Genomic DNA, 23625 nt, shown 5'->3' with positions numbered 1-23625 from the left:
TAAGAATCTCAAAAGGCAATTGAAAACGCTGCCAGAGTTCATCCTGCCATTGTTCGGCAAGATTGCCCGGGCAAACAATAAGACAGCGTTCAAGGTCTCCTCGGATCATCAATTCTTTGATATAAAGACCTGCCATGATGGTTTTCCCGGCTCCAGGGTCATCTGCCAGGAGAAAACGCAGAGGCTGGCGGGGAAGCATCTTTTCGTAAACCGCAGTGATCTGGTGGGGCAGAGGATCTATCATCGAGGTGTGCACGGCAAGATAGGGGTCAAAGAGGTAGGCCAGGCGAATGCGTTTGGCCTCGGAAACAAGTCTTAAAAGCTCACCATCGGCCTCAAAACTCCAGGGCTGCCCTTCGGTAACCAGCTCGAGCCGTGCTTCATCATTTCGGAAAAGGAGCTGGTTTCCGACCCGACCAGAAGCATCTTTATAGGTGAGTTCAATGGCATCGGTTCCATACCACTGGACATTGACTACGGTGACATCCTGCCCGGGAAGAACACCCCTAACAGAAGCTCCTTGTTTAAGATCCTCAAGCCTGGCCATTAAAATCCTCTCATGCCAGAATTTTTTACTGATATGAAAAATGAACGTTAAACCGCTACCACTCTATCCCTTGGCTCAAGGAGCATAAAGGGATATAAAATCTCAAACTCATTAGTAGGGAGGATTCCCATGAAGGTGATAGCCTTTAATGGAAGTGCACGCAAGGATGGTAATACGGCCACAATGATCAGAACCGTTCTTGAGGTCCTTGAATCACATGGTATCGAGACCGAATTCATCCAGCTGGCCGGGCAGAGCCTTCAAGGCTGCAAGGCCTGTTACAAGTGCCTGGAAAAGAAAAACGGCCGCTGTGCTGTGGAAGATGATCCCATCAATGAATACATTGAAAAAATCAGGAATGTTCAGGGATTGATATTGGGTTCACCAACATACTTTGCCGATGTCTCCACAAACATGAAGGCCCTTATTGAGCGTTGCGGAATGGTGGCCAGGGTCAATGGTGATCTTTTCCGAAGGAAAATCGCCGCCGGGGTGGTCGCCGTCCGAAGGGCAGGAGCCATACATGTCTTTAATTCCCTTAATCATTTCTTCCTCATCGGGCAAATGATCGTTGTCGGCTCAAGCTACTGGAACATGGGACGGGGTAAAAATCCGGGAGAAGTTCGGGACGATGAAGAGGGGATGGCCACCATGAAGACCTTGGGAGAAAACATGGCTTGGCTCCTCAAAAAACTCTATTCTTAAGAAAAGGAGGGCCTTATGAAGATTAAAAAAGAACGTCCAGATGAAAAAACTATCAAGGAAATGGGAGTTGAGAACTGGCCCATCTGGCAGTGTGAACCATCAACCTTTGATTGGCATTATCCTGAAAATGAGACCTGTTATATCCTCGAAGGGGAGGTTACCGTTAAGACGGCCGACGAAGAGGTAGAAATTGGCCCGGGAGATCTGGTCACTTTTCCCAAGGGTCTTGATTGCACCTGGGTGGTCAAAAAGGCCATTCGGAAACATTATAAACTAGGCTAACCCACAGCTTCACTACCCTGATCGCGCTCTTTTTTGCCGGAGATTAGGGGATATTTTAAGGGATATTTGTGGGGGTCAAGGACGACCTGTTTGGCCAATCTTTTGGTAACGTTGACCACAATGGGGCCCAAGAGGTTGGCCGTCATGGCCCGAGGATTTTCTCGGGGCACCGTAACAATAGAAAGAAGGTCTACTACATCGCCTTCCTCTATCTCCAGCCCCACTAGGGCCTCATCTTTAAATTCTGGTCTGTAATCGGGATTAATCACAAAGGGATTTACGACGACAAAAGTAAGGTCAGGATCGTCTACAGCCTGAAGCCAGCAAAAAGGAGAATTTTCCCTATGGGGCAACAAGACAAAGCGCCGCTGATCAGGGAATCCTAATATTCCCCGAGGGAAATGAATAATCTTGCTCTCATCTATCTCAATTTTCCCAAAACGGGTGGTCTTTATAATCATAATTGCTCTGGCCTCCGTCTTTTAAAAGTCCGGGATAGTCTTCGGGGCCTCAGCGGCCGCTCGCCGGTTCTCCTCCTGGATACGGAGATAGACCTCCAGTCGATGAACAGGCATCTCCGGCGGGGCCTTGATTCCCAGGCGCACATTACGCCCCCTAATCTCCAAGACCGTAACTTCAATGTCATCTCCAATAGCGATGGACTCACCTTCTCTGCGGGTCAATACTAACATTTACGCCCTCCATGGCCTCTTTTTAGGCAAAGTTACCTAAAGATAATTAACCAAACTCAAGTTCATCACCTTGGCCGCCGAAGCCAGAGCCGCTTGATAAGCGGTCTCCTTGGCCCGAAGCTCGGTAACGGCAGCCAGAAGGTCAGTGTCCTCTACCGAGGAGAGATTTTCACGATTAGTAAGCTCCAGATCATCATAGACAGTTTCTTTAATCTCCAGACGGTTAAGTCTGGCCCCAATATCGGCTCTCTGGACATTTAAATAGTCCAGAACTTCCTCCAGACGGGAGATATGAGTCTGGATAGCTTCGGTCTCCAGCTGTGGGTCCTCCTGGTTGTCATTCTCCAGAGTGTTAATCAGACCAATGAGGGTCTCAAAGACCCCGGATTGGGCAAGGGCCTCTTCTCCATCTCTAGCGATAACGATTCTTTTATCTGGGGCATATTCATAATAGAGATCCTCAGGGCCACCCTGGTAACGAACCTCCATGATTTTTACGTCTCCGGCAAGCTCAGTTCTGAGCATAAAGGGTTTTTCCCCGGGGGGATAATCAGTGGTCTTTGAGCCGGCAAAGACATAGCGCCCATTGTGTTGAATATTACTGAGCGAGACAACCTCATCGAGGATGTTTCGCAATTCATTGGCCAGCATCTTCCGGCTGGAGGCGTTTTCGGTATCGTTAGCCCCCTGAATAGCCAATTCCTTGGCCCGAATAATCTGTTCTTGCATCTTCTCCAGGGCCGTCTCCATAGTGGCCAAGTGCCCCTTGGCATCAGAGATATTGCGGCGATACTGGGATATTTCCTCCAGGGTCTTACGATATCCCAAAGCATGGACAAGATTAGTGGGAGCATCTGAAGGGCGGGAATACTTCTTGCCGGAGGAAATGGCCGTGTTGATCTTTTCCATTCGTTCAGTCAGGCGATTAAGATTGTTGAGGATATTTTTATAGACGGTGTTCATCGTCACCCGCACGGCTCATTCCTCCTATCTCTTGGCGTTGACCAAGACATCCAACATCTCATCAGAGATGGTCATGATCTTAGCCGCAGCCGCAAAGGCATGTTGAAACTTAATGAGATTGGCCATCTCTTCATCAAGAGAAACCCCTGAGACGGCATCCCTCAACATCTGAAGCTGATTAACCAGATCGGCAGTGAATTCATAATCGTTGTTAAATCCCTGGCTGACTATACCTACCTGTCCGACCAAAGAATCGTAGTAGTCAGGGATACTAGCCTCACCCAAATTGGAAAGGCTCCTCTGGTTTATCTCCGCCAGATTCAGGGCGTTGCGATTGTCTGCCGGCTGGGGAGAGACTCCCTGGAGATTATAGGCCAAAGAGAGTCCCTGGTCATAGAGCCTCCGATTAAGATAAGTTACCACATTGCCCTGATAGGAGGAGAGATCAGTAGTGATCTGAAAACGGAAGAAGTCATCGACATTGTCGTTATTAAGATCTGGATCGTTGATTTTTATAAGAAGGTGGTTGTCTACGATCTCGGCAGAGAAGTCTGCCTGACCATCGCCGTCGTTATCCAAGGCGTTGATTGCCGAAACGATGCTTGAAAGGCTATCCCCCGCACTGACGGAAATGGTCTCGCTGGCTATCTCCGAGTTGGAAGAATCACGGTAGGAGATAGTCAGAGTCTGGACCCCAAAGGTAGCCGAAGGAGAAACCGTGGTCTCTGAGAGATAAAACCAATAGTCTGTGCTATCGAAGTGCCTAGAAGACAAGGTGGCGGTAAAGGCCTTCTGGATCAAGCCATCGGTAACCACAAAGCTTTGGGTATCGTATAGCCCGGAGGTCTCCACTACTAGGTGGCCGTCATTGTCGATAAAAGACGAGAGCCCATACTTGGCGTTAGCCTCATCGTTGTAGGCCTGGACGATCTGGACAGTGCCTTTGTTAGTAGAAAGATCAATCCTGAAGGGATCTACTGTGGTCCCATTATCGTCGGCATCTAGGGCCCCGTCTTCAGAAAAAAGCCAGTTCTCTAAAGCTCCCATAGAGAATTTTAACCAGACCGACTCCCCGGAGGTGGCCTCCGAAAGGGCAATTTCCCCCCAGGGGGCCCCATCGGCGTTGCCCTCGATTACGAAATAGGCCGTGTCCGAGGGGGGAGAATCAAGGGCGATAATGACTTGGCCGTTGTCTTCATAGGCCTTAAGCTGAGTAGTTGCCTCTATGGCCTGGAGGAGATCGGCCAGATCAATCCGGCCATTTGAGTTTGAATCAGTAAGGCTTCCAGAAGAAAGAGAAACCGCCGTTCCCGTCTCCTGCCCCTGGGAGTCGAAGAAACGAAAGGTCAGAGTCCCGGAGAAGACCAGATTGGCCGAAGAATAACCTGAAATGTTGGTAACATACTGTCTGGGACGAACAAGGGACTCGAGGCCGGAGAACAGCTGGCGGTCTGAGACGTCAGAAAAAGAAAGACTTCCTCCCCCAGAGAGATCAATAATGCTGTCTCCATCTCCTCCGCTTACAGAGATGGCAAAAGAAAGTGCTCCCTCAGGAGGGGAGTCAAGAGAGATGTAAAGACGCCCAGAAGTCCCCTGGGTAAAGCCGGCCGAAAGCTCCGGGAGATTGTCGATGGTGTCGGCCAAAGTGGCCAGATCGGTCCCGTCGGCCACGGTGATGCTTCGGTAACCCAGGACCTCGCCTTGGGCGTCGAGAAAGCTAAAAGTCAGCTCAATGTCTGCTCCTTCGTTCAGGGTAACTGCGCTAGGGTTGGTAAAGTATTGACTGGATTCCTTCCTGCCCCGAGAAGACAGGTATTGGGGAACATCAAGGCCAATGCTCCTCAAATAATAAAGAACGTCTTCATCGGGATTGTCAGGAGGATCTACGTGCCCCAATTCGAAATAGGCATAAGGTTTATCAACATTGGGATCAAGGGCGATGACCACCTTATTGTCTCCGTTGATATAGGCCCTCAATCCCTCAAGCTCATCAAGGCTTCTTAAGACTTCTTCAATTGTCTCCCCGGCACCCACAGTGACAGAAAGCTCCGGGATCTGGCGCCCTGAGTCTGTATTGATGAGGACCCGATTGCCCTCAGCATCATAGAAACGCACGGTAAGGGTCTGCGAGGCATTAAAACGTTTAATGGTCGCCAGATCAGTATCAATACTTTCCCGACTAGTATAACTGCCGAAGACCTGATCTTCACTCCGCCAGGCCTGACGGTCAAGACGAGCAGCAGCGACAAGTTCCGGATCCTTGGAAAGGATCTGATTGACCTCAATACTCCCGGCATCCCAACCACCGAAAAATACGTTTATCCCTGTGGCTGCCAGGATATTGGCCGAATCGTTAGAGAAGGCAAAGCTGTAGCCTTCCTGGGCAGTAAAGACCAAACGCCCATCTTTAAAAGAGGCCGAAACCGTATCCGAACTAGAAAGACCCAGGCCAGAGAGGACCTGATCAATACTTAAATTTATCTGATTGGCTAGATCGCTAATGGTAGAAGTAGGAAGAAGGGATAGATCCACCTTTACTGGGACCAAGCCCATTTCCTGGGATCTAACCCAGAGAAAAAATGATCCATCTCTCTGGATGTCGCTATAAAACGGTAGGCTTTTAATGGGACCGATCCCCCCGGTCTGATAGAGGCCTTTTAGTTCCCCTTCGAAAAATCTAAGACCAACTCCCTGACTGTGATTTTGATTGACAGTCCGGATGAGTTCCTGGGCCCAAAGCTGAAACTTACCAATGAGATTGAGGTCTTCTATCCGGTGATTGAGCCCTTCATCATCAAAGTGGCCAAAGTACACCTGAGTGGGTGACCGATCTAAACGGAAGGAAAGTTCTCCTGGACCTCGCTGGCCGTCTTTTATCACTAGCCGGCCATTGTCAAGATAAGCCGTAACCTGATAATTGTAGGCCTTTTCTATCTCATCGAGAAGATCCCTCACAGTGGAATCAGGATTGGCCGAAAGATCAAAGGAGACAGTAGCCGAGACATTTTGGCCCTCATGGTCGGTTCCTGAAAATTCAAAGGTGATTGTCCCCGAAAGCCCTAGATCGACCCAACGGGTATCTTCGGCAAGGGGATTTTCAGCCCGATCATATACGGTCTTAGTAGAGATCAATCTTTCATAGTTCCAGTCATCGGAGATCATCTCCCGTATCTTGAGCCAGCCACCAAGCTCTCCCCTGGCCACTTCCTCGCTGGTAAGTTCGGCCCGATCTCCGGAATGGCCTTGCCAGTAGACATCGCTTCCATCAAGGTCAAGTTGCCAGTAAGTATCTATATCTACCAGGTTATAACCCTTGCCAAGGATTATCGCATAGGCCCCTTGATTGGTCTCAAAATAGCGGATCTCGGCCAGTTCTGAGAGACGAGCCACTAATTTATCTCTTTGGTCCCGTAGATCGTTGGCTTGGCGGTTCTCGCTCTCTACAGCCGTAATCTGCCGGTTGAGTTCGGCGATCTGTTCGGCCAGTTGATTGATCTCCTGGACTACGTCCTTGAGCTTAAGGCCGATATCGTTCTCTAGGCCAATGAGTTGCTGATACTTCTCATTGATGGCTTCGGAAAACACCCGGGCCTTCTCCAGAAGGGCCCGGCGCTCGGCATTTCCCTCTGGCCGGTTAGCGACATCCTGCCAGGCAGCAAAGAACTCGTTCATCATCCTGGACAGCCCGGTGTCTCCAGTCTCATTGAAGAGAGACTCCACCAGACGCATGCCCCCCTTCTGGGCCTCAAGGAGGCCCAGATCACTACGCCGAAGATTGAGATTCATGTTGATGAAGGCATCAAAGTAGCGCCTGATCTGCTCCACCTTGACCCCATTGCCAATGGGGCCCACAGCTGTAGGCGTGGGTGGATAAGGGGCGGAGACTACTTCTTGACGGCTGTAGCCTTCGGTGTTCACATTGGCTACGTTTTGGCCTGTAATGTGGACGGCTGTCTGGGCATTGATGATCGCCCCTTTGGCAATGTTCAAGGCGCTATAGATGCCAGCCATAAGGACTCCCCTTTTATAATTGTCGGCTGATGAAACGAGGGTGCTTGAGATTTTTATGTTTCCCCCGGCAAGAGTAGGATCCGCCTTCGGAGAGGGCCTTTTTCAGGAAATCCAGGGCCTCTTCCACGGCCTCAAGGCCGGCCTCGGCCAGACGACGATTGCGAAGGGCTTTGGCCTGAATCTCTGAAAGAAGCTTCCTATCCGGTCTTTCGGGATTTTGGGAGATTCGCCGGGCCAGATCCTCTTTGAGCCGGGCCAAACGGGTAAGAGTGGCCACATCGGCCTTGATTATGGCCTCTTTTTCTTCATCAAGGGCTCGGTCCAGGCAGCGAAAAAGATACCTCACGTCCTCCATCTCCTTAGGACTAACACCCATCATTTCCCTCCTTTCACAGACGGCAATAATTGCTCATAAAGGGCCTCGGCCAGACCAATCCCTCCTGACTGGGAGATAGTTTTGGCCACCTCCTGATCAAAAAGGCTCTGGTATATCTCTTTACCAGGGGCCGAAGGCAGAAAATCGCTCTTGGGAACTGTTCGACGAAGGCTCTCAAGGAGTTTGTAGACAAAAAAGGCCTCAAAGTCTTGGCAAACTTCCTTCAGGGCCATCTTTTTATCCTTTTGGGCCAAGCGCTCTAGCCTGGCTATCTCCTGATCAAAGCTCCTGGAGACAACGGGTTTCATGGCCACCTCCTAGATAATCTCCAATTCGGCCTGGAGAGCCCCAGCCGCTTTGATCGCCTGAAAGATGGCAATCAGGTCACGAGGGGTAGCCCCCACGGCATTAAGGGCCCGCACCAACTCCCCGATGCTGGCCCCCTCCTCAAGAACAATGATCCGGTTTCCCTCTTCGGTAACCGAGACCTCGCTCTGAGGGGTAACCACTGTGGTTCCAGGGGAAAACGGAGGTGGTTGGCTGACCACCGCTCTTTCCTTGATCTGGATGCTCAGGTTGCCGTGGGCAATGGCCACTTTGGAGATGCGAACATTTTCCCCCATGACTACAGTACCAGTCCGCTCGTCAAGGACGACCCTAGCTACGGTATCCGGAGTTATCTCGAGTCGTTCAAGTTCAGCGATAAAGCCAATGATGTTCTCCCGATACTGATCGGGCACCCTGACAGAGATGGTCTTGCCATCTAAGGCCTGGGCATAGGGAGCGCCGAGATAGGCATTGATAGCCGCTGTTGCCCGAGATACCGTAGTAAAGTCAAATTCATTAAGACTGATGGTTATCTTTCTGCGTCCCAGAAGGTTTACTGGCACCTCCCGCTCTACAGTAGCCCCATTGGGAATCCGCCCAGCTGTCGGATGATTCTTCTGCACGCCTCCGCCGGCGGCCCCTCCAGCAGCAAAGCCCCCAATGGAAATTGGCCCCTGGGCCAGGGCATAGACCTTTCCATCGGCCCCCTTCAAGGGAGTAAGCAAAAGGGTCCCGCCCTGAAGACTTTTGGCATCCCCGATGGAGGAAACCAGGACATCGAGCCTTTGGCCTACCTTGGCGAAGGCCGGCAGCTCAGCAGTGACCATCACTGCGGCCACGTTTTTAACCTTGACTTGGTTGCGGTCCACTGTAACCCCCAACCTCTGGAGCATGTTGACGATAGACTGAACAGTAAACTGGGTCTGGTTACCGTCACCCGTCCCCTTGAGCCCGACCACCAGCCCATAACCGATGAGTTGATTGGAACGGACCCCCTCGATGGCGGCCAGATCCTTCAATCTGGCCGCCTCAGCCTGACCGAAAAAGAGGAAAATCAAAAAGGTAGCGATAATTTTGAGCCTCATAGCCTTTAAAACATCCAGATGATCTGAAGTATTCTGGCCAGCCAGCCAATACCAACTCCTCCGGCCTCACTGGCCGAGCCAACTCCAGAGTATTCAATGTGGGCATCAGCCACCTTGGTAGAAAGAATAGTGTTGTCAGGGTTGATATCTTCAGGACGGATAATGCCCGAGATAGTCAGATACTGATATTCATCGGAGAGTTTGACTACCCGAACACCCTGAATAACGAGATTTCCGTTTGGCAGAACCTCAGTGACCCGAGCCGAAATAGAGGCCGTAATCTGGGCTTGGCGACTCTGCCGACCGTAGCCATCATAGGTGTTAGTCATCTCGCCGCCGAACATCTTGCTGGCACTAAAGCGTGGATTGGCCGACTCCAGGGCCTTTTCAAAGCCCAGAAGGGCCGAGACTCCGGCTGAGGTGCTTGATTTGCGCTGGCTCTTAGAAGAGACGTCATTTGTGCCTCGATAGCTCTCCACTATTTGAACGGTGACCACATCTCCCACCCGTTTGGCCTTGTGATCCTCAAAGAGAAAGGCTGAAGAGCCACCGGCAAATATCGAACCCTCAGGGGGGCGTTCTGGAGTTGGGGTCGGAAAGGCAAGCGGAGGTGGGGCCACTGGGGGAGAAGCAGCCTGTTTGGTAAGGCTACACCCTGAAGCCCAAAAAGAGACCAAAATTCCCAGAAAGAAAAACAGTACTTTGGATCTCTCCTGCCCTCTCATCCCTAAAACCTCACCTTGACCAGGTTTGGACCGACCACCTGGGCCATAACCTCTTTACGCGTAGCCACATTTTTGACCCGGATAATTTCTCCTTTGGCCCCATCCTCTCGGGCCTCTCCCAGGGCAGTAACCTTGAGAGCCCCGCTTTCGGCAACGATGGTCACCATCTCCCCCCTACGCACTAGTGGACGGGGCTTAAGAAGGCTTGCCCGAAGGGGGCTTCCTGCTCTTAGAGATCTCTTGAGAACCTTGTCTCGAAGATCTTCTGGATCCGAGATCACGTCCTGAGGAAGTCGGCTTAAAGGAAAGCGCACTAAGGTAAGGTCTTCCGGAAAAACCTCGCTGCCTCGGGGAAGATCCCGCTTAGTCACCAGGATCTTCTGGTAGATTTCAAGGCGACCAGCCACCCGAACCCGCCTTATAAGGCGCCCGTTAGAGCTGATATCAACCAGCATGGTGACTAGCCCCGGCCTAAGCACCCTAGAGAGGAGATGGGCCCGGACCTCAAAATCTTTGCCTGGAATCTCTACCACCTGGGGCTGGCAGTAAAGACGAGAGATCTCTACCTCTTGAGGATCATAGGGAAGTTCAGCGAGAACCTTTTCCTCAAAAAGCCTTTCAAAATAGTCTTTGGTCAGGGTCTCAGCAGCAACATTTCCCCAAAAAAACAAACAGAGTATCAGGGAGATGATCCCGACCATAATCTACCCCTAGCGTTTAAGGTTATTGGCCAGCTCCAACATGGCATCGGCCGTCTGAACGGCTTTAGAATTGACCTCGTAGGCCCGCTGGGTGATGATCATCTGGACCATCTCTTCGACCACGTCGACATTTGATTTTTCAAGATATCCCTGGGCCAAAGTGCCGAGACCATCCTGCCCGGGTACGGCCTCAATAGGATCCCCTGAGGCAATGGTCGCTCGATAAAGATTGCGGCCGATACTGTAAAGGCCCGCCGGATTAGGGAAGTCATAAATGAGAATCTGGGTCTGGGCTAAAACGTTGCCGTTTTGATCAAGGGCCGAAAGAGTCCCATCAGCGGTGAGCTGAAGGCGTACCGTCCCCGCAGGGACGGCAAATTCCGGCTGGAGTCGGTCACCGTTGGGGGTGACAATGTAGCCGTCACGGTCAAGCTTAAAGGCCCCAGCCCGGGTATAGAGTTCTTCTCCGTTGGAGATGATTTTGAAGAAACCACGCCCCTCAATAGCCCAGTCAAGCTCGTTAGTCGTCTGTTCGTAGTCACCCTGAGAGAAAATCTTCTGAACAGCAACCGGCCTCACCCCCATACCGATCTCCATGCCCACCGGGATCATATTGCCTTGGGCATTTTGGGCCCCGGCAAGTTTTAGCTCCTGATAGAGGAGATCCTCGAAGTCAGGCCGGCTTTTTTTGAAGCCCGTGGTGTTGACGTTGGCAAGATTGTTGGCCACTACATCAAGCTTTAGCTGTTGGGCCTGCATCCCGGTTGCCGCTGACCATAGCCCCCGTAGCATGAAAATCCTCCTTTGCCTGCTTTAGGCTGTCCGGCCGGCCTCAGTAAGAAGGCGACCGTCGAGCTCGTCTATCTGCTGAATAGCCTTCTGGTTGAATTCATACTGGCGCTGAATATCGATCAGGGCTAGCATCTCCTGGAGAGGGTTGACGTTTGAGCCCTCAAGATAACCTGTTCTTACCTGAGGATTCTCGATGGCCTCCTCAAGGGCTGGATCATCAAGACGGAAGAGATTATGCCCTTCTTTAACCAAGACTTTGAGATCAGTGATACGGACTATATCAAGCTGCCCTACAATAGCCCCGTCCACAGAGATGCTCCCATCCTCTGCAAAGGCAATCTCCTCACCCTGCAAAATCACCGGGGCCCCACCGGCCAAGACCGGATACCCCCTCTTGGTGACCAGACGATACTGATCATCCAGGACAAAAGATCCATCCCTGGTGTACCTGACCCCCTCTGGGGTCTCTACTTTGAAAAACCCCTCTCCAACAATGGCTATATCAAAAGGATTATCAGTCTTGATGAGAGGTCCGTGTTGGAAATCCGTCACCTCTGTCACTTCCTTGAACGTCCGCAGTTCTCCATCGTATTTTTCCATTAAGACTTCGCGGAAGCTGAGGCGATCTTTTTTAAAGGCGACAGTGGAGACATTGGCCAGATTATTGGCGGCAACGGCCAATCTTCTCTCCAGAAGATCAGCGGCCTCGGCGGCCTCAAGTAGCCCCAGTTTTGGATTGACTTTGATGTTTATCATAACGTCTGGATCTTAAAGCAACAGGTATGCCAGCCCATAGGAAGGAACTCTAATGACTAAAATGCTAGGCCTGACAGGACGACCTGGGGTCTCTCCTGAAGAAAAAAATAAAGGGGAGGAAAAAAATTCCGCCTCTTTAAATAGAGGAGGAAGACTTTTCCTGATCCAGAAGAGAGATGATGATCTCTATTTCTCCCTGGGGGGTATTTAGACGACGGGCGATTTCCTCGGGCGGCAGACCAGCCTCAAGAAGTTCTTTTACCTTGGTCTTAAGGAAAGAGGCCCCTGGCCGGTGTTTGGATAGAAGATCTTCTAATCGTTCGATAAGGCGCCTTTTTTCTTCTAGGTTCTCCTCGATGTTTTTGGTAAGCCTTTCTATCTCTTTGAGGGCAACAATGGTCTTTTGGAGATCGGATTTCTCTAAACGACCAAGACGGCGGTAGAGGAAAAAGATTAAAACCAGCAGAAGAGTATCGAAGAGAAGCTGGGCTAGGATTAAGAGGGAGACCAAATCCATAACTTTTAAATAGTAATGTCCAGGCGTTTCTTTTTCTCTTTAGAGGCCTTCTGGTCTCCCCTGTCATCCTTCTGTCGAGGCTTTCTACGGACAAGGGGCCTTCTGTCCAGCTTTAAAGCCGGCTGAGGAACTACCGGCTTGATTTTAGAAATCAGGGAACCATCCATTTTGGGCTCCTATTTCGTTTTATGCTCCCTCTACTTAAATCCTCCTCTACTTAAATATTTCGCCCGAAAGGGAGATATCCTTAATCTGTATCCCTCTGATTCTCTCTGGCCGAAGGCCGGATTTCAAAGTTTTTATGACGGTAGCCATACCTTCTTTTGATTGCCAGAGATAGACTGGTATCTGGGAGATGATCTCATAGACTGTCTCCCGGAGGAAGATTTCCTGCTCTTTGGCCATGAGATAATCCCTTTTAGTACCAAAGAGAAGGGTCACAGAGACCTTGACAAAAATATACCGACCGGAATGGTCTCGATAAGGAAGGAGGAAGGTCCGCAAAGGCAGATCGTAGGTGAGGACAACGGGCTGCTCAAGAGGGGGTGGGGAGAGTCTGGAGGAGTGTTGGACTGAAGTCTCCGGAGGTTGGGCCTTTCCCTGAGGAGAGGGCCTTTCTGGTGCTGGCTTTTGGAGAGCGGATTCACCAAGCCCATCGGGCTGAGGCCTTTCCTTGAGAAGATCGTAGGCAACTATCAGCCCGGCAACAATGCCTATCAGGTTAAGGGCCACAGCCAACCAGAGGACTATGTTTTTTAAAGATAAAGAAGAAACCCTTTTTAAAAAGGCTTCCTTCCTGTTCCCCTCTTCCTCTGGAGGAGCCCCTTCTTCGAGGGCTTTATCTGGAGAGGAAGCCTCTTCGATTAAGTCCTTCTCCGAAGGAGAGGGGTCCTCTGGAAGATCGCCAAGGGCCGGTCCTCCAGCCTCTTGATCTTGATCAGACTTATCTTTTTCCTGGGTGGCCTCTTCTTTGGCCTCTTGAGGTTCAGGGGCCTCCTTTTCGTCTCCACCAGAAGAGCCCCCTGACTTATCTTTATCTTCGTCTTCCCCGAAGAGGTCTATCTCCGAGAGATCAAAGCCAAGATCTTCGTCCTTTTGGGCCTCATCGGCCGAATTCTCCTGAACCCCTTCCGGACGAGAGCCTTCGTCTTTTGGTTCTTCAGGTCTTTTTTCCTCGGCCAAGATTAATCACCAAAGATCTTTTTAATCTTCTCTCCCATGGTCTCAGCAGTAAAGGGTTTGACGATATACTGGCTGACCTTATGTTTGACAGCCTCGATGATATTTTCCTTCTGGGCCTCGGCAGTAACCATTAAAAAGGGCAGATCTTTGAGACGTTCATCGGCCCTTACCTTCTTTAAGAGCTCAAGACCAGTCATCTTGGGCATATTCCAGTCAGAAACGATAAGGTCAATCTTTTCTTTCTGGAGGATCTCCCAAGCCGTAGTCCCGTCGTCGGCCTCAATAAAATTCTTAAAGCCGAGCTGACTCAAAATATTCTTAACGATACGCCTCATGGTGGCGAAGTCGTCAACGATGAGAATCTTCATGTTGGGGTCAATAGGCATAGCCTTCCTCCTCGGGATTTTTTTTTGGTCTTTATCGGTCAGAAACAGTCATTTTTAAAATTTTTAAGCCCCCTACTGGAGATCATCAGGATCAAGAATCTCGCTTAAATGAGCCTTAAGACGCATCATGGCCTTGGTGTGAAGCTGGGAGATACGACTCTCGGTGTAACCCATGATCTCACCGATCTCTCGCATGGTCAGGTCTTCATAATAATAAAGGGCCACCACTAGGCGCTCCTTCTCTGGCAAGGATTCGATGGCCTGGGCCAAAACATCCTTCAATTCTCCAAATTGAATAGAGTCAAACGGGTCCTCCTGATCCGGATCGGCGATAAGGTCAAAGATGTCTTCTTCGTTCAGGTCGGGCATCTTGCGTCTGATGGTCTCTATATCGATAAAGGTAGCCCCCTTGGTCTCCTCAAGGAGCCGATAGAACTCATCAAGGCTTAAACCGAGCTCTTTGGCCACCTCCTCATCTTCGGCCGGCCGACCGAGCTCCTTTTCTAGTTTGGCGTAGGCCTTCTCCAGTTCGGCCGTCTTCTTGCGAATGGAGCGGGGAACCCAATCTAAAGAACGAAGTTCATCCAACATAGCCCCCCGGATCCGAAACTCGGCATAGGTCTTAAACTGGATGTTCTTGCTGGGGTCGAATTTGTTGATGGCGTCAATGAGCCCCATGACTCCAGCGCTGATGAGATCATCTACCGAAACATTAGGCGGAAGTTTCAAGGCCAGTTTGCCGGCAATGTATTTGATAAGTGGGGCATATTCGATAATGAGTTCATCCCGGGTTTTTTTGTCTACTTTTCCCAGCTTGAACCTTTCTCGATTGTCTTTTTCAGTAGCGGCCGTCTTCTTCATGGCTTGTTTATACCCCCAATAGGCTTCGACCAAAGAATTTGATGCTTCCATCAACATAGTCTCCCATCTCCTCTTCTAATAGTTTGCGGGCCAAGTCCGTAAAAGTCTGGCTGATGGTCGCCTGAGGATAGGCCTCGACCACCGCCTTTTGGTTCCTGACGGCCCGACAGAGGTGGTTGTCCTTGGGGAGAAAACCCAGGAAACGAAGGCTTACCGAAGGGCCCAAAAACTGATCCGTGACCCGAAGAATCTGCTCATAGACCCGGGCGGCCTCTCTTGCCGAACGGACTTGGTTGACCAGGATAAAGAAATCCTTGGTGCCGTATCGGGTGGCCATAACCTTAACCAGGGCATAGGCATCGGTGATGGAGGTCGGCTCTGGCGTAACCACAACTACTCGATGCTGGGCAGCCAGATTAAAATAGATAACATTTTCTGAAATCCCGGCTGAGGTGTCGATGAGAAGGAGATCGAAGAGGGCTCCCAGATGATCAAATTCTCCCAGCAGGAAGAGTTTTTGGCTTTCGTTTAGGCGGCATAGCTGTTCGATACCCGAAGAGGCCGGAAGGATTTTTATGCCCCCCGGTCCATCAACCAGGATGTCCACCAAGGCCTTTTGCCCGGAGAAGACGTGGTTGATATTAAAGCGCGGTGAAAGACCAAGAAGTACATCAATGTTGGCCAATCCCAGATCAGCGTCGAAAATAAGGACTCTTTTGCCCAGCCTAGCCAAGGCCAAGGCCAGATTGGCCACAATGTTGGTCTTCCCTACCCCTCCTTTGCCGCTGGTAAAGGAGATTACCCGCGGACCAGTCTCGGGGCCCCTCTGCCATTGGGTCTCAATGGGCGGTTTCATAGCTCGCCAAGATCCTGTCATCTGATCCATAGTTTCCCACCTCTAATGCCAGTTCATCCAGTTGTCGGCAGACCAGTGCCAATAGGCGCCGGCCGTTGGCCACCTGAATGTCCTCCGGAATCCTCTGCCCCACGGTGATGAAATTGACTGGCTGTTTCCAAAAAAGCAGTGGCTCTAAGAGGACACCGAAGGTCTCTGTCTCGTCGGTCTTGGTGAAAATTAAGCCACAAAGAGGATAATCCTGATAAAAAGACCACAGTCGTGAATAGAAACTGGCCCCAGATGTAGCCGGTAGGACCAGATGGCCTTTTACGGGAAAACCGCTTTCAAAAATACTGCGAAGCAGATTCGGATAGCGCTCATCCTCCAGACTGAAGCCCGGGGTATCGATCATGACGAAATCCTTATCGGCATTTTGCTTAAGAATTTCAGGCAGCTCTTCCGCCCTTGCGGCCCAAAAATCCACCTCTGCTAGGCGGGCAAACTTGGCCAGCTGTTCATGGGCCCCCAGACGATAATCATCAAGACTGATTAAGAGCCCACGACGGGCCCCCTTGGCCGAAAACCTGACGGCCAATTTGGCCACCGTGGTAGTCTTGCCCGCCCCAGAGGGACCGATAAAGGCCGAGAATTTGGGAAACTTGGCCGCCGGGCGGATATGGCTCAGGCGCCGGGAAAGCTCAAGTTTGAGCCAGACAGCCGGTGGCCGACCACTCCCCTCCAAGGCATAGGCGGCAGAGAGTTCGCTGACCACCCGCTGGCCGGCCCCCAGACGGTAGAGAAGCTCCTTGACAGAGGTGTCGTGTGCCTCTGGTTTCAGGATATGGACGGCCAGACGTTCCACCAGCCCTTTAAGAGAGGCCAGCTCAGCCTGGACTACCTCAAGAGGAGCCGAAGGTTGGGCAGCAGCCTTGGGACCTTCTGGCTCAAAGTCCATGGCCGCTGAGACCTCATAGAAGACACTTTCTCCCCGACGAATTCTCCTTGTGGCCAAGATAACGGCCTCTTCACCAAAAGCCTCTTTTACCGCCTGAAGGGCTTCGCTAGTAGTCTTGCCGTAGAATTTTTTAATTTTCATGGCCTAACCTCACCACCTCCAGGACCTCTACCTTTATATTGGGCGGAAGCTCCGCGTGGGACAAAACAGCCACAAAGGGAAGAATCCGCTCCAGAAGACGGCGCACATGGCGACGCACTGTAGGGGAGCAAAGAAGCACTGGCTGTCTGCCCTGAGAAAGCAGTTTTTCGTAAGCCTGGCGCAGAACAGCCACTACTTGGTGGGCCGTCCGGGGATCAAGGGACACAAAGGTCCCTTGATCGGTTTTCTGAATCCCTTTACGGAGAACCTCCTCCAGGTCCTCTCCCAGAGAGAGAACCTGAAGAGTCTGATTCTGATCAAGATAGGGTTTGACAATCATTCGAGCGAGCCGTTGTCTGACATATTCGGTAAGGATATCGGGATCTTTGGTCATCGAACCATAGTCCGCCAAGGTCTCTACAATAGTCAGAAGGTCCCTAATAGAGACCCTCTCTCTTAAGAGGTTCTGAAGCACCTTCTGAATAATCCCCAGATTAAGGACATTGAGGCACTCTTCCACGGCCTTAGGGTGGGTTTTAGAAAGGGCGTCAAGGAGTTTCTGGACCTCCTGGCGTCCTAGAAGCTCATCAGCATGGGCCTTAATTACCTCCGCCAGATGGGTAGCTACCACCGTGGAGAGATCGACCACTGTATATCCGGCCATAATAGCCTCATCCTTCTGGTCCTCCCGGATCCAATAGGCTGGAAGGCCAAAGGCTGGCTCCTGGGTGGGGATGCCTTCTATCTTTACCTTGGCATCTCCAGGATCCATGGCCAGAAGATAGCCAGGCATAAGTTCAGCCCGGGCGACCTCTACCCCTTTTATAAGAATGACGTATTCCCCGGGCTTAAGTTGAAGATTGTCGCGGACATGGAGCGGGGGAACGATTATGCCCAGCTCCTGGGCAAATTGTCTTCTAATTGAACGAATACGTTCCAGGAGGTCTCCACCCTGTTCTTCGTCTACCAGAGGAATCAGGCCGTAGCCCACCTCAAGCTCAAGCATATCAAGAGAGATGAGGGCCTCGATGCTTTCCTCCTCAGGTACTGCCGGGGCTTCCTCTTTTTCCTCCTCCTCAGGGCTAGGCAAGGTCTTTTTCTCCCGATAGGCAATCCAGGCCAGGGCCCCCATGCCAGCCGAAAGGGTAGTGAAAGGGAAAGTAGGCATCCCTGGAATAAGGCCGAAGAGAAAGACCACAGCAGCGGCCACAGCCAGGGCTTGGGGCTGAAGGGCAAACTGGCGGGCAAAATCTCGCCCCATACTAGCCTCAGCCGCTGCCCGGCTGACAATGATTCCGGCCGAGGTAGAGACGATGAGGGCTGGAATCTGGGAGACCAAGCCGTCTCCGATGGTCAAAAGGGTGTAGGAACGGGCCGCCTCCGCCAGGGGGAGTCCTTGTTGGGCCACTCCGATTACCAGACCGCCACAGACATTTATGGCCATGATGATCAATCCAGCAATGGCCTCTCCCCGGACAAACTTGCTAGCACCATCCATGGCCCCGTAGAATTCGGCCTCTTTGGCGATCTGTTCCCGTCTCTGTCGGGCCTCGGTCTCGTCGATCAGGCCGGCGTTAAGGTCGGCGTCGATGGCCATCTGTTTGCCGGGCATGGCATCCAGGGTGAACCTAGCGGCCACTTCGGCAATCCGTCCCGCCCCCTTGGTGATGACCACAAAATTGATGATCACCAGGATGGCAAAAACAATGGCCCCCACCACGTAGTTACCCCCGACGGCAAACTGGCCAAATCCCATAATCACCCGGCCGGCCGCCTGAGGCCCTTCATGGCCGTGGAGAAGGATGAGCCTTGTTGAGGCAATATTTAGCGAGAGCCTAAAAAGAGTGGTCACCAAGAGAAGGGCCGGAAAGGCTGTAAAATCAAGGGGCTTGATGATGTACATTGAGATCAAGAGAATGGCCAAAGAAAAGGTGATATTGAAGGCCAAGAGTAGATCCATGAGGGTCGGCGGCAGAGGGGTGACCATAATGAGGAGAATGGCCACCACGCCGGCAGCCAGAAAGATGTTGGTTGGATCTATCTGAAGCCTGGCTATCCCTGGGAGAATCCTTCCTGGAGTCTGGGCCACCAACTAACCTCCTAACCTCTTGCCTTTTAGGCGATAGACATAGGCCAGGATCTCGGCCACTGCCTGGTAGAGCTCCTGCGGGATAAAATCGCCCACTTCAACCTGCCGGAAGAGTCCCTGGGCCAGAGGTCTGTTTTCAATCACCGGGACCCCGTGCTCCCGGGCAATCTCCCGAATCCGTCGGGCCAGATGACCGGCTCCCTTAGCCACTACCTTGGGAGCCTCCATCTCTCCAGGCACATATTTAAGGGCCACGGCTAGTTCCGTAGGGTTGGTGATGACCACGTCAGCCTGGGGAACCTCGGCCATCATTCGCTTGCGGGCCATCTCTCGCTGGATGGAGCGGATCCTGGCCTTAACATGGGGATCTCCCTCGGTCTGTTTAAACTCTTCTTTGACCTCCTGTCTGGTCATCCGCAGATTACGCTCGAATTCAAAGCGCTGATAGAAAAAGTCAAAAATGGCCACCAGAGCAATAGCCAGGAGAATCTTGAAGAGAAGCTCCCCGGACATATCAAAGATCTCCTGACCGATCTCAATGGGAGACATATCCATTAGGGGGATAAGCTTGGTAAAATCCCCTTTGATAGTCCGCCAGGCCACGGCGGCCACAAAAGCCACTTTGGCCAAGGACTTGACAAGCTCAACCATAGCCTGGCGGGAGACCAGACGTTTTAAACCCTCAATAGGGTTGAGACGGTCAGGTTTTGGAATAAGGGGATCAGCGGAAAAGATAGCTCCAATTTGAAGAAAATTGGCCAAAAAGGCCACCAGCGAAAGGATCAAAAACACCGGGGCCAGACAGACAAAGAGAATTCTTCCGGCCTCATCACTTAGAAGCCCAAGGGTGGCCAGATCAAAGGGTTCACGGCTATAAGGCAGTCCCAGAAAATGAATCATGCCCCTTTCCATTTGGCCCCGGAGATAACCGCCCATGAATATAAGGAGTCCCAGGCCGGCCAGGAGCACAGCCACCGAAGACAGCTCCCGGCTCTTGGCCACTTGACCCTTTTCCCGGGCCTCCTGCCGTCTTCGTGGCGTTGCCTCTTCTGTTCGTTCCTGAAGAGTATCCTCAGGCATCTGCTACTGGCTCCTTAAAATTACTGGAATGAGTCTCCAAGCCCCCCCGAAGGCCTTTTCTAGCACCGGAGCCATGGCCTCTAGGGACAGGGCAAAGAAGAAAAGCCCCATAGCAATGGTCAGAGGAAAACTGACAATCATCACGTTCATCTGAGGAACAATCTTGCTAATCACCCCCAAGGCCACCTGAACCAGAAAAAGGACCGCCATTACCGGAGCAATGACCTTAATGGACAGGACAAACATGACCTGGGCCTCACGCAAAAGACTCTCAACAATGTTCTGATCCGGACGAAAGTTTCCCAGCGGCATGATTTTGAGGCTTTCTCCTAGGGCTCTTAAGACCATATGATGGCCATCAATGGCCAAAAAGATCAGAAGACTTACCAGATAGGCCAGCTGAGAAAGCACCAGGGATTCAACTCCGGTCTGGGGATCAATGACACTGGCCACTCCAAAGCCCATCTGAAACCCGACCATCTGGCCTGCCAACTGGATGCCAGCAAAGATGAGCCTAAGAACAAGGGCGAAGGTTACCCCCAGGAGAAATTCAAAGAAGACCGTGAGAACAACCTCCAGGGTGGAGTCAAGTTGGGGGGTGGGGAGCCCTCTGGCTACCGGCAGGAGACAAAGGGCGGTAACCAGTGTAGATGCCGCCTTAACCCTTACTGGAACCAGACGGCTACCAAATACGGGCATAAGAAAGACCATGGCTCCCACCCTGACCAAAAGCAGGCCATAGAGGGGAAAGTTGTCGATTATCAGCTGTAGAAGTCTCTCCGGCATAGTCTTCTACCTGATGATATCAGGTATGCCGACAATAAGGGCCACTGTATAGGTGACCAGTTTTTCCATCATCCAAGGAAAAAAGATGACCAAGGCCAGGAGGACAGCCACAATTTTGGGAACAAAGGTCAGAGTCATCTCCTGAATTTGGGTGGCCGCCTGAAAGATGCTCACCAAGAGGCCAACCACCAGCCCGATACCCAACATAGGCAACGAAAGCAGGAGCGTGATTTCCACTGCCTGTCTGGCCATGCCCACAGCCATCTCCTGATTCATGACAAACCTCCTAAAGTCTGAAACTCTCGATCAAAGATCCCACCAATAAGTGCCAACCATCAACGAGCACGAAGAGAAGGAGTTTAAAGGGCAAAGAAATCATCACTGGTGGGAGCATCATCATCCCCATAGAAAGAAGGACGCTGGCCACCACCATATCGATGATCAAGAAAGGTATGTAGAGAACAAAACCAATCTGAAAGGCGGTCTTAAGCTCGCTGATCATAAAGGCTGGGATAAGGACCAAGGTGGGAATGTCGTCTTTGTTGTAAGGGCGCTTGAGGCCAGAGATCTTAACAAACAAAGCCAGATCCTTCTCTCTGGTCTGGCGGAACATAAATTCTCTCACAGGGGAGGCTGCCGAATTAAGGGCCTCCTCAGGCCCGATTTTCCCAGCCATGTAAGGCTTAATGGCCTGATCATTTACCCTTTGCCAGACCGGCGTCATGATAAAGAAAGTAAGAAAAAGGGCCAGACCGATAAGGACTTGGTTAGGCGGCATCTGCTGGGTGCCAATGGCATGTCGAAGGAAGGAAAAGACTACCACTAACCGGGTAAAGGAGGTCATCATCAGAAGAATAGAGGGTGCCAGGGAGAGGACAGTCAGCAGAAAGAGAATCTCCAGGAGCACAGAGACCTGTTGGGGGTTCTTGGCTCCCTCAAGACCAATTTTAATAAAGGGCACGGTCACCGCTAAGGCTACTTGGGGCCAGAGGAGTAGAAATCCGGTCCAGAGGATGACCTTAGCCTTCATCCCTTTCCTCCGCCGCCGCCAAGGCCCTGGAGAAGTCTTCGGAGCCTAGATCCTTGATAAGCCTCACCCCGCCCTCTCCTACCCCCAGCAGAAGTCTTCTTCCGGCAACCTCCACTAGGGCTAAATGGCTTTTGGGCGTAAGGGTCTTTAGGGCCACCAGCCTGATCGGTCCCTCTTTTAGGCCCTTGATCATTCTCAACCGGCCGGCCAGATAGTAAAGAAAGATGATGGTTGCCAGCACTAAGGCCAGACCGGCGAGCATCTTTATCAGGGAAACAGTGGTCTCCATGATCAACCAAGTTGTTTGACCCTCTCCTGAGGGCTGATGATCTCCATCAGGCGCACTCCAAACTTCTCGTTGACCACCACCACTTCACCTTTGGCCATAAGTTTGTGATTGACGTAGATCTCGGCGGGCTCTCCGGCCATCTTGTTTAGCTCGATAATTGATCCCTGGCCCAACTGGAGTAGATCGTTTATGACCATCTTGGTCCGGCCGATCTCCACCGAGATCTCAAGGGGGATATCCAAGAGGAAGTCAAGCGATGGCCGTTTACCATCCTCGGCCGCCCCCCCTTTGAACTCCTCAAACTGGGCCTCTTCGGCTGCCGGGGCCTCCTTGGGTTTGTCGGCCTGGGCGGCCTCAGAAAGAGCCTTATCCCACTCGGCCATGATATCTTCCTCTGAAGGAGCCGCCTCCTGAGCCTCTCCCTCAGAGCCCCCCCCTGGGGCCTCCTTATCAGGGGCCTTAGACTCACCTTCGGTTGTCTCTTCGGCCAAAAGCTTATCGAGTTCTTCCTGACTTAGAGTATCCGTCATCTCTACGACTCCTTCTCTACAAAATCTGTTACCTGAAAGGCCTTCTGGCCTCGATAGACACCAGGCTGTCCAAGAAGTTTAGGGCGCCCCTCAATAAAGGCTAAAAGGGGCTCATCGATGGGATGATCAAGCTGGATGATATCGCCCACGGAAAGATCAAGAAGATCCTGACCAGTGATCTCTACCTGGCCTAAAGGAACCACGACCTCCACCTCCACCGAACGGATGATCTCCTCAAGCTGCTTGCGCCAGAAAGGATCCATCATCTCTTCGGTCTGGAAAGGGGTATAGATCTTCTGCTTAATCGGTTGGAGCATGGCCATAGGCAGACAGAAGGCGATCTCTCCGGTCAGGTCTTCAAGGTCGAGCTCAAATTTGCAGACGACTACGTTTTCGTCAGGCTGGACGATCCGGGCAAACTGAGGATTGATCTCACTACGGACGTATCTCGTTTTAATGGGGACGAAGTTCCGCCAGGCCTTCTCTAACTCCTGAAGGGCCAGATTGACCACCCGACGGATAAGGCGCTGCTCAATAGGGGTAAATTCCCGGCCCTCCACCTTGGCCACCCCTTTGCCCGAGCCTCCCAGAAAACGCTCTACTAAAAAGAAGACCAACCGGGATTCAATCATGAAGATGGCATGTCCCCTTAGGGGCTCCATTTTAAAGATGTGCAAGCTGGCCGGAACAGGAATCCTCTTGATGAAGTCACGAAACTTTTCAAGCTCAATGGGGACAGTAGAGGTATCAACCATCTGGCGGAGCATGGAAGACAGCCCCGAACGGAAGCCCCGGCTGAACTGATCATTGACCACCTCGAGCCCAGGCATTTTGACCTTGGCCGAGATGGTATAGTTGGCAAAATCAAAGGGAACAACGTCTTCTGAAGGTTCCTCTTTAGGGGTGGTATCTATCTCCCCTTCATCGAGACCGGACAAAAGGGCATCAATTTCGTCTTGTGAGAGTATCTTTGTCATCG

At 51.6% G+C, this 23625-nt stretch carries 29 protein-coding genes; 2 read left to right on the top strand and 27 right to left on the bottom strand.

Going from position 1 to position 23625, the window contains the following annotated elements:
• Window positions 1-547 (bottom strand): DUF8742 domain-containing protein (locus tag ACXJJX_RS07105; RefSeq protein WP_456433581.1); only part of this gene is annotated, 547 nt, incomplete at its 3' end.
• A gap of 129 nt (window positions 548-676) precedes the next feature.
• Here ACXJJX_RS07105 and ACXJJX_RS07100 point away from each other — a divergent pair.
• Together ACXJJX_RS07100 and ACXJJX_RS07095 are read left to right on the top strand one after the other, a co-directional pair.
• Entirely contained in the window at window positions 677-1252 is a 576-nt protein-coding gene (locus ACXJJX_RS07100; RefSeq protein ID WP_456433579.1) for a flavodoxin family protein, read from the top strand.
• 15 nt (window positions 1253-1267) lie between these two features.
• Complete coding sequence (locus ACXJJX_RS07095) at window positions 1268-1534, top strand: cupin domain-containing protein (RefSeq protein WP_456433577.1); 267 nt, start codon at window positions 1268-1270, stop codon at window positions 1532-1534.
• Here the strand turns inward: ACXJJX_RS07095 and fliW are convergent.
• The 26 genes from fliW to fliM all read right to left on the bottom strand — a co-directional run bounded on the left by fliW (window position 1531) and on the right by fliM (window position 23623).
• Window positions 1531-1995 (bottom strand): flagellar assembly protein FliW, encoded by a 465-nt coding sequence (gene fliW, locus ACXJJX_RS07090; RefSeq protein WP_456433575.1) that lies wholly within the window; start codon window positions 1993-1995, stop codon window positions 1531-1533. The genes ACXJJX_RS07095 and fliW overlap by 4 nt on opposite strands.
• A 21-nt stretch (window positions 1996-2016) precedes the next feature.
• The gene (gene csrA / locus ACXJJX_RS07085; RefSeq protein WP_456433573.1) at window positions 2017-2226 is read right to left on the bottom strand and encodes a carbon storage regulator CsrA; all 210 of its coding nucleotides are present in this window, start codon (window positions 2224-2226) and stop codon (window positions 2017-2019) included.
• 36 nt (window positions 2227-2262) lie between these two features.
• The gene (gene flgL / locus ACXJJX_RS07080; RefSeq protein WP_456433571.1) at window positions 2263-3201 is read right to left on the bottom strand and encodes a flagellar hook-associated protein FlgL; all 939 of its coding nucleotides are present in this window, start codon (window positions 3199-3201) and stop codon (window positions 2263-2265) included.
• 12 nt (window positions 3202-3213) lie between these two features.
• Window positions 3214-7200 (bottom strand): flagellar hook-associated protein FlgK, encoded by a 3987-nt coding sequence (gene flgK / locus ACXJJX_RS07075; RefSeq protein ID WP_456433569.1) that lies wholly within the window; start codon window positions 7198-7200, stop codon window positions 3214-3216.
• 13 nt (window positions 7201-7213) lie between these two features.
• Entirely contained in the window at window positions 7214-7576 is a 363-nt protein-coding gene (locus tag ACXJJX_RS07070; protein WP_456433567.1) for a hypothetical protein, read from the bottom strand.
• A complete protein-coding gene (locus ACXJJX_RS07065; protein ID WP_456433565.1) occupies window positions 7576-7884 on the bottom strand; it encodes a rod-binding protein in 309 nt (102 codons plus the stop codon). The genes ACXJJX_RS07070 and ACXJJX_RS07065 overlap by 1 nt, the downstream gene beginning before the upstream one ends.
• 9 nt (window positions 7885-7893) lie before the next feature.
• Complete coding sequence (locus tag ACXJJX_RS07060) at window positions 7894-8988, bottom strand: flagellar basal body P-ring protein FlgI (RefSeq protein WP_456433563.1); 1095 nt, start codon at window positions 8986-8988, stop codon at window positions 7894-7896.
• Between the two features lie 5 nt (window positions 8989-8993).
• The gene (locus ACXJJX_RS07055) at window positions 8994-9713 is read right to left on the bottom strand and encodes a flagellar basal body L-ring protein FlgH (RefSeq protein WP_456433561.1); all 720 of its coding nucleotides are present in this window, start codon (window positions 9711-9713) and stop codon (window positions 8994-8996) included.
• A 2-nt stretch (window positions 9714-9715) separates the two neighbouring features.
• Window positions 9716-10414 (bottom strand): flagellar basal body P-ring formation chaperone FlgA, encoded by a 699-nt coding sequence (gene flgA, locus ACXJJX_RS07050; RefSeq protein WP_456433559.1) that lies wholly within the window; start codon window positions 10412-10414, stop codon window positions 9716-9718.
• Between the two features lie 9 nt (window positions 10415-10423).
• The gene (gene flgG / locus ACXJJX_RS07045; RefSeq protein ID WP_456433557.1) at window positions 10424-11206 is read right to left on the bottom strand and encodes a flagellar basal-body rod protein FlgG; all 783 of its coding nucleotides are present in this window, start codon (window positions 11204-11206) and stop codon (window positions 10424-10426) included.
• A 21-nt stretch (window positions 11207-11227) separates the two neighbouring features.
• Complete coding sequence (gene flgF / locus ACXJJX_RS07040; RefSeq protein ID WP_456433555.1) at window positions 11228-11962, bottom strand: flagellar basal-body rod protein FlgF; 735 nt, start codon at window positions 11960-11962, stop codon at window positions 11228-11230.
• A 136-nt stretch (window positions 11963-12098) separates the two neighbouring features.
• Window positions 12099-12479 (bottom strand): hypothetical protein, encoded by a 381-nt coding sequence (locus ACXJJX_RS07035; protein ID WP_456433553.1) that lies wholly within the window; start codon window positions 12477-12479, stop codon window positions 12099-12101.
• 5 nt (window positions 12480-12484) lie between these two features.
• Window positions 12485-12646: a hypothetical protein gene (locus ACXJJX_RS07030; protein ID WP_456433551.1), complete on the bottom strand. Its 162-nt coding sequence runs from the start codon at window positions 12644-12646 to the stop codon at window positions 12485-12487.
• A 46-nt stretch (window positions 12647-12692) separates the two neighbouring features.
• The gene (locus tag ACXJJX_RS07025; RefSeq protein ID WP_456433549.1) at window positions 12693-13661 is read right to left on the bottom strand and encodes an ICP22 family protein; all 969 of its coding nucleotides are present in this window, start codon (window positions 13659-13661) and stop codon (window positions 12693-12695) included.
• A gap of 2 nt (window positions 13662-13663) precedes the next feature.
• Entirely contained in the window at window positions 13664-14047 is a 384-nt protein-coding gene (locus ACXJJX_RS07020) for a chemotaxis response regulator CheY (protein WP_456433547.1), read from the bottom strand.
• A 72-nt stretch (window positions 14048-14119) separates the two neighbouring features.
• Window positions 14120-14908 carry a FliA/WhiG family RNA polymerase sigma factor gene (locus tag ACXJJX_RS07015; RefSeq protein WP_456433545.1) on the bottom strand — a complete coding sequence of 263 codons (789 nt, stop codon included), beginning with the start codon at window positions 14906-14908 and terminating at the stop codon, window positions 14120-14122.
• Window positions 14909-14915: 7 nt separating this feature from the next.
• Window positions 14916-15794, bottom strand: a complete 879-nt coding sequence (locus ACXJJX_RS07010; RefSeq protein ID WP_456433543.1) for a MinD/ParA family protein — start codon at window positions 15792-15794, stop codon at window positions 14916-14918.
• Window positions 15748-16842, bottom strand: a complete 1095-nt coding sequence (locus ACXJJX_RS07005) for a flagellar biosynthesis protein FlhF (RefSeq protein ID WP_456433541.1) — start codon at window positions 16840-16842, stop codon at window positions 15748-15750. The genes ACXJJX_RS07010 and ACXJJX_RS07005 overlap by 47 nt, the downstream gene beginning before the upstream one ends.
• Window positions 16832-18931, bottom strand: coding sequence for a flagellar biosynthesis protein FlhA (gene flhA, locus ACXJJX_RS07000; protein WP_456433539.1), 2100 nt, complete (start codon window positions 18929-18931; stop codon window positions 16832-16834). The genes ACXJJX_RS07005 and flhA overlap by 11 nt, the downstream gene beginning before the upstream one ends.
• A gap of 3 nt (window positions 18932-18934) precedes the next feature.
• A complete protein-coding gene (flhB, locus tag ACXJJX_RS06995) occupies window positions 18935-20011 on the bottom strand; it encodes a flagellar biosynthesis protein FlhB (RefSeq protein WP_456433537.1) in 1077 nt (358 codons plus the stop codon).
• A gap of 3 nt (window positions 20012-20014) precedes the next feature.
• On the bottom strand, window positions 20015-20797 hold the full coding sequence (gene fliR, locus ACXJJX_RS06990) for a flagellar biosynthetic protein FliR (protein WP_456433535.1): 783 nt from the start codon (window positions 20795-20797) through the stop codon (window positions 20015-20017).
• A 6-nt stretch (window positions 20798-20803) separates the two neighbouring features.
• On the bottom strand, window positions 20804-21073 hold the full coding sequence (gene fliQ / locus ACXJJX_RS06985; protein ID WP_456433533.1) for a flagellar biosynthesis protein FliQ: 270 nt from the start codon (window positions 21071-21073) through the stop codon (window positions 20804-20806).
• 10 nt (window positions 21074-21083) lie between these two features.
• On the bottom strand, window positions 21084-21827 hold the full coding sequence (gene fliP / locus ACXJJX_RS06980) for a flagellar type III secretion system pore protein FliP (protein WP_456433531.1): 744 nt from the start codon (window positions 21825-21827) through the stop codon (window positions 21084-21086).
• Window positions 21817-22116 carry a FliO/MopB family protein gene (locus tag ACXJJX_RS06975; protein ID WP_456433585.1) on the bottom strand — a complete coding sequence of 100 codons (300 nt, stop codon included), beginning with the start codon at window positions 22114-22116 and terminating at the stop codon, window positions 21817-21819. Before ACXJJX_RS06975 ends, fliP begins: the two co-directional genes overlap by 11 nt.
• Before the next feature lie 2 nt (window positions 22117-22118).
• Window positions 22119-22646, bottom strand: coding sequence for a flagellar motor switch protein FliN (fliN, locus tag ACXJJX_RS06970; protein ID WP_456433529.1), 528 nt, complete (start codon window positions 22644-22646; stop codon window positions 22119-22121).
• A 2-nt stretch (window positions 22647-22648) separates the two neighbouring features.
• Entirely contained in the window at window positions 22649-23623 is a 975-nt protein-coding gene (gene fliM, locus ACXJJX_RS06965; protein ID WP_456433527.1) for a flagellar motor switch protein FliM, read from the bottom strand.
• Between the last annotated feature and the right edge of the window lie 2 nt (window positions 23624-23625).

The organism is Thermosulfuriphilus sp. (assembly GCF_054026695.1).
The sequence above is the reverse complement of the archived record's forward strand: the minus strand, read 5'-3'. Positions and strand labels throughout refer to the sequence as shown.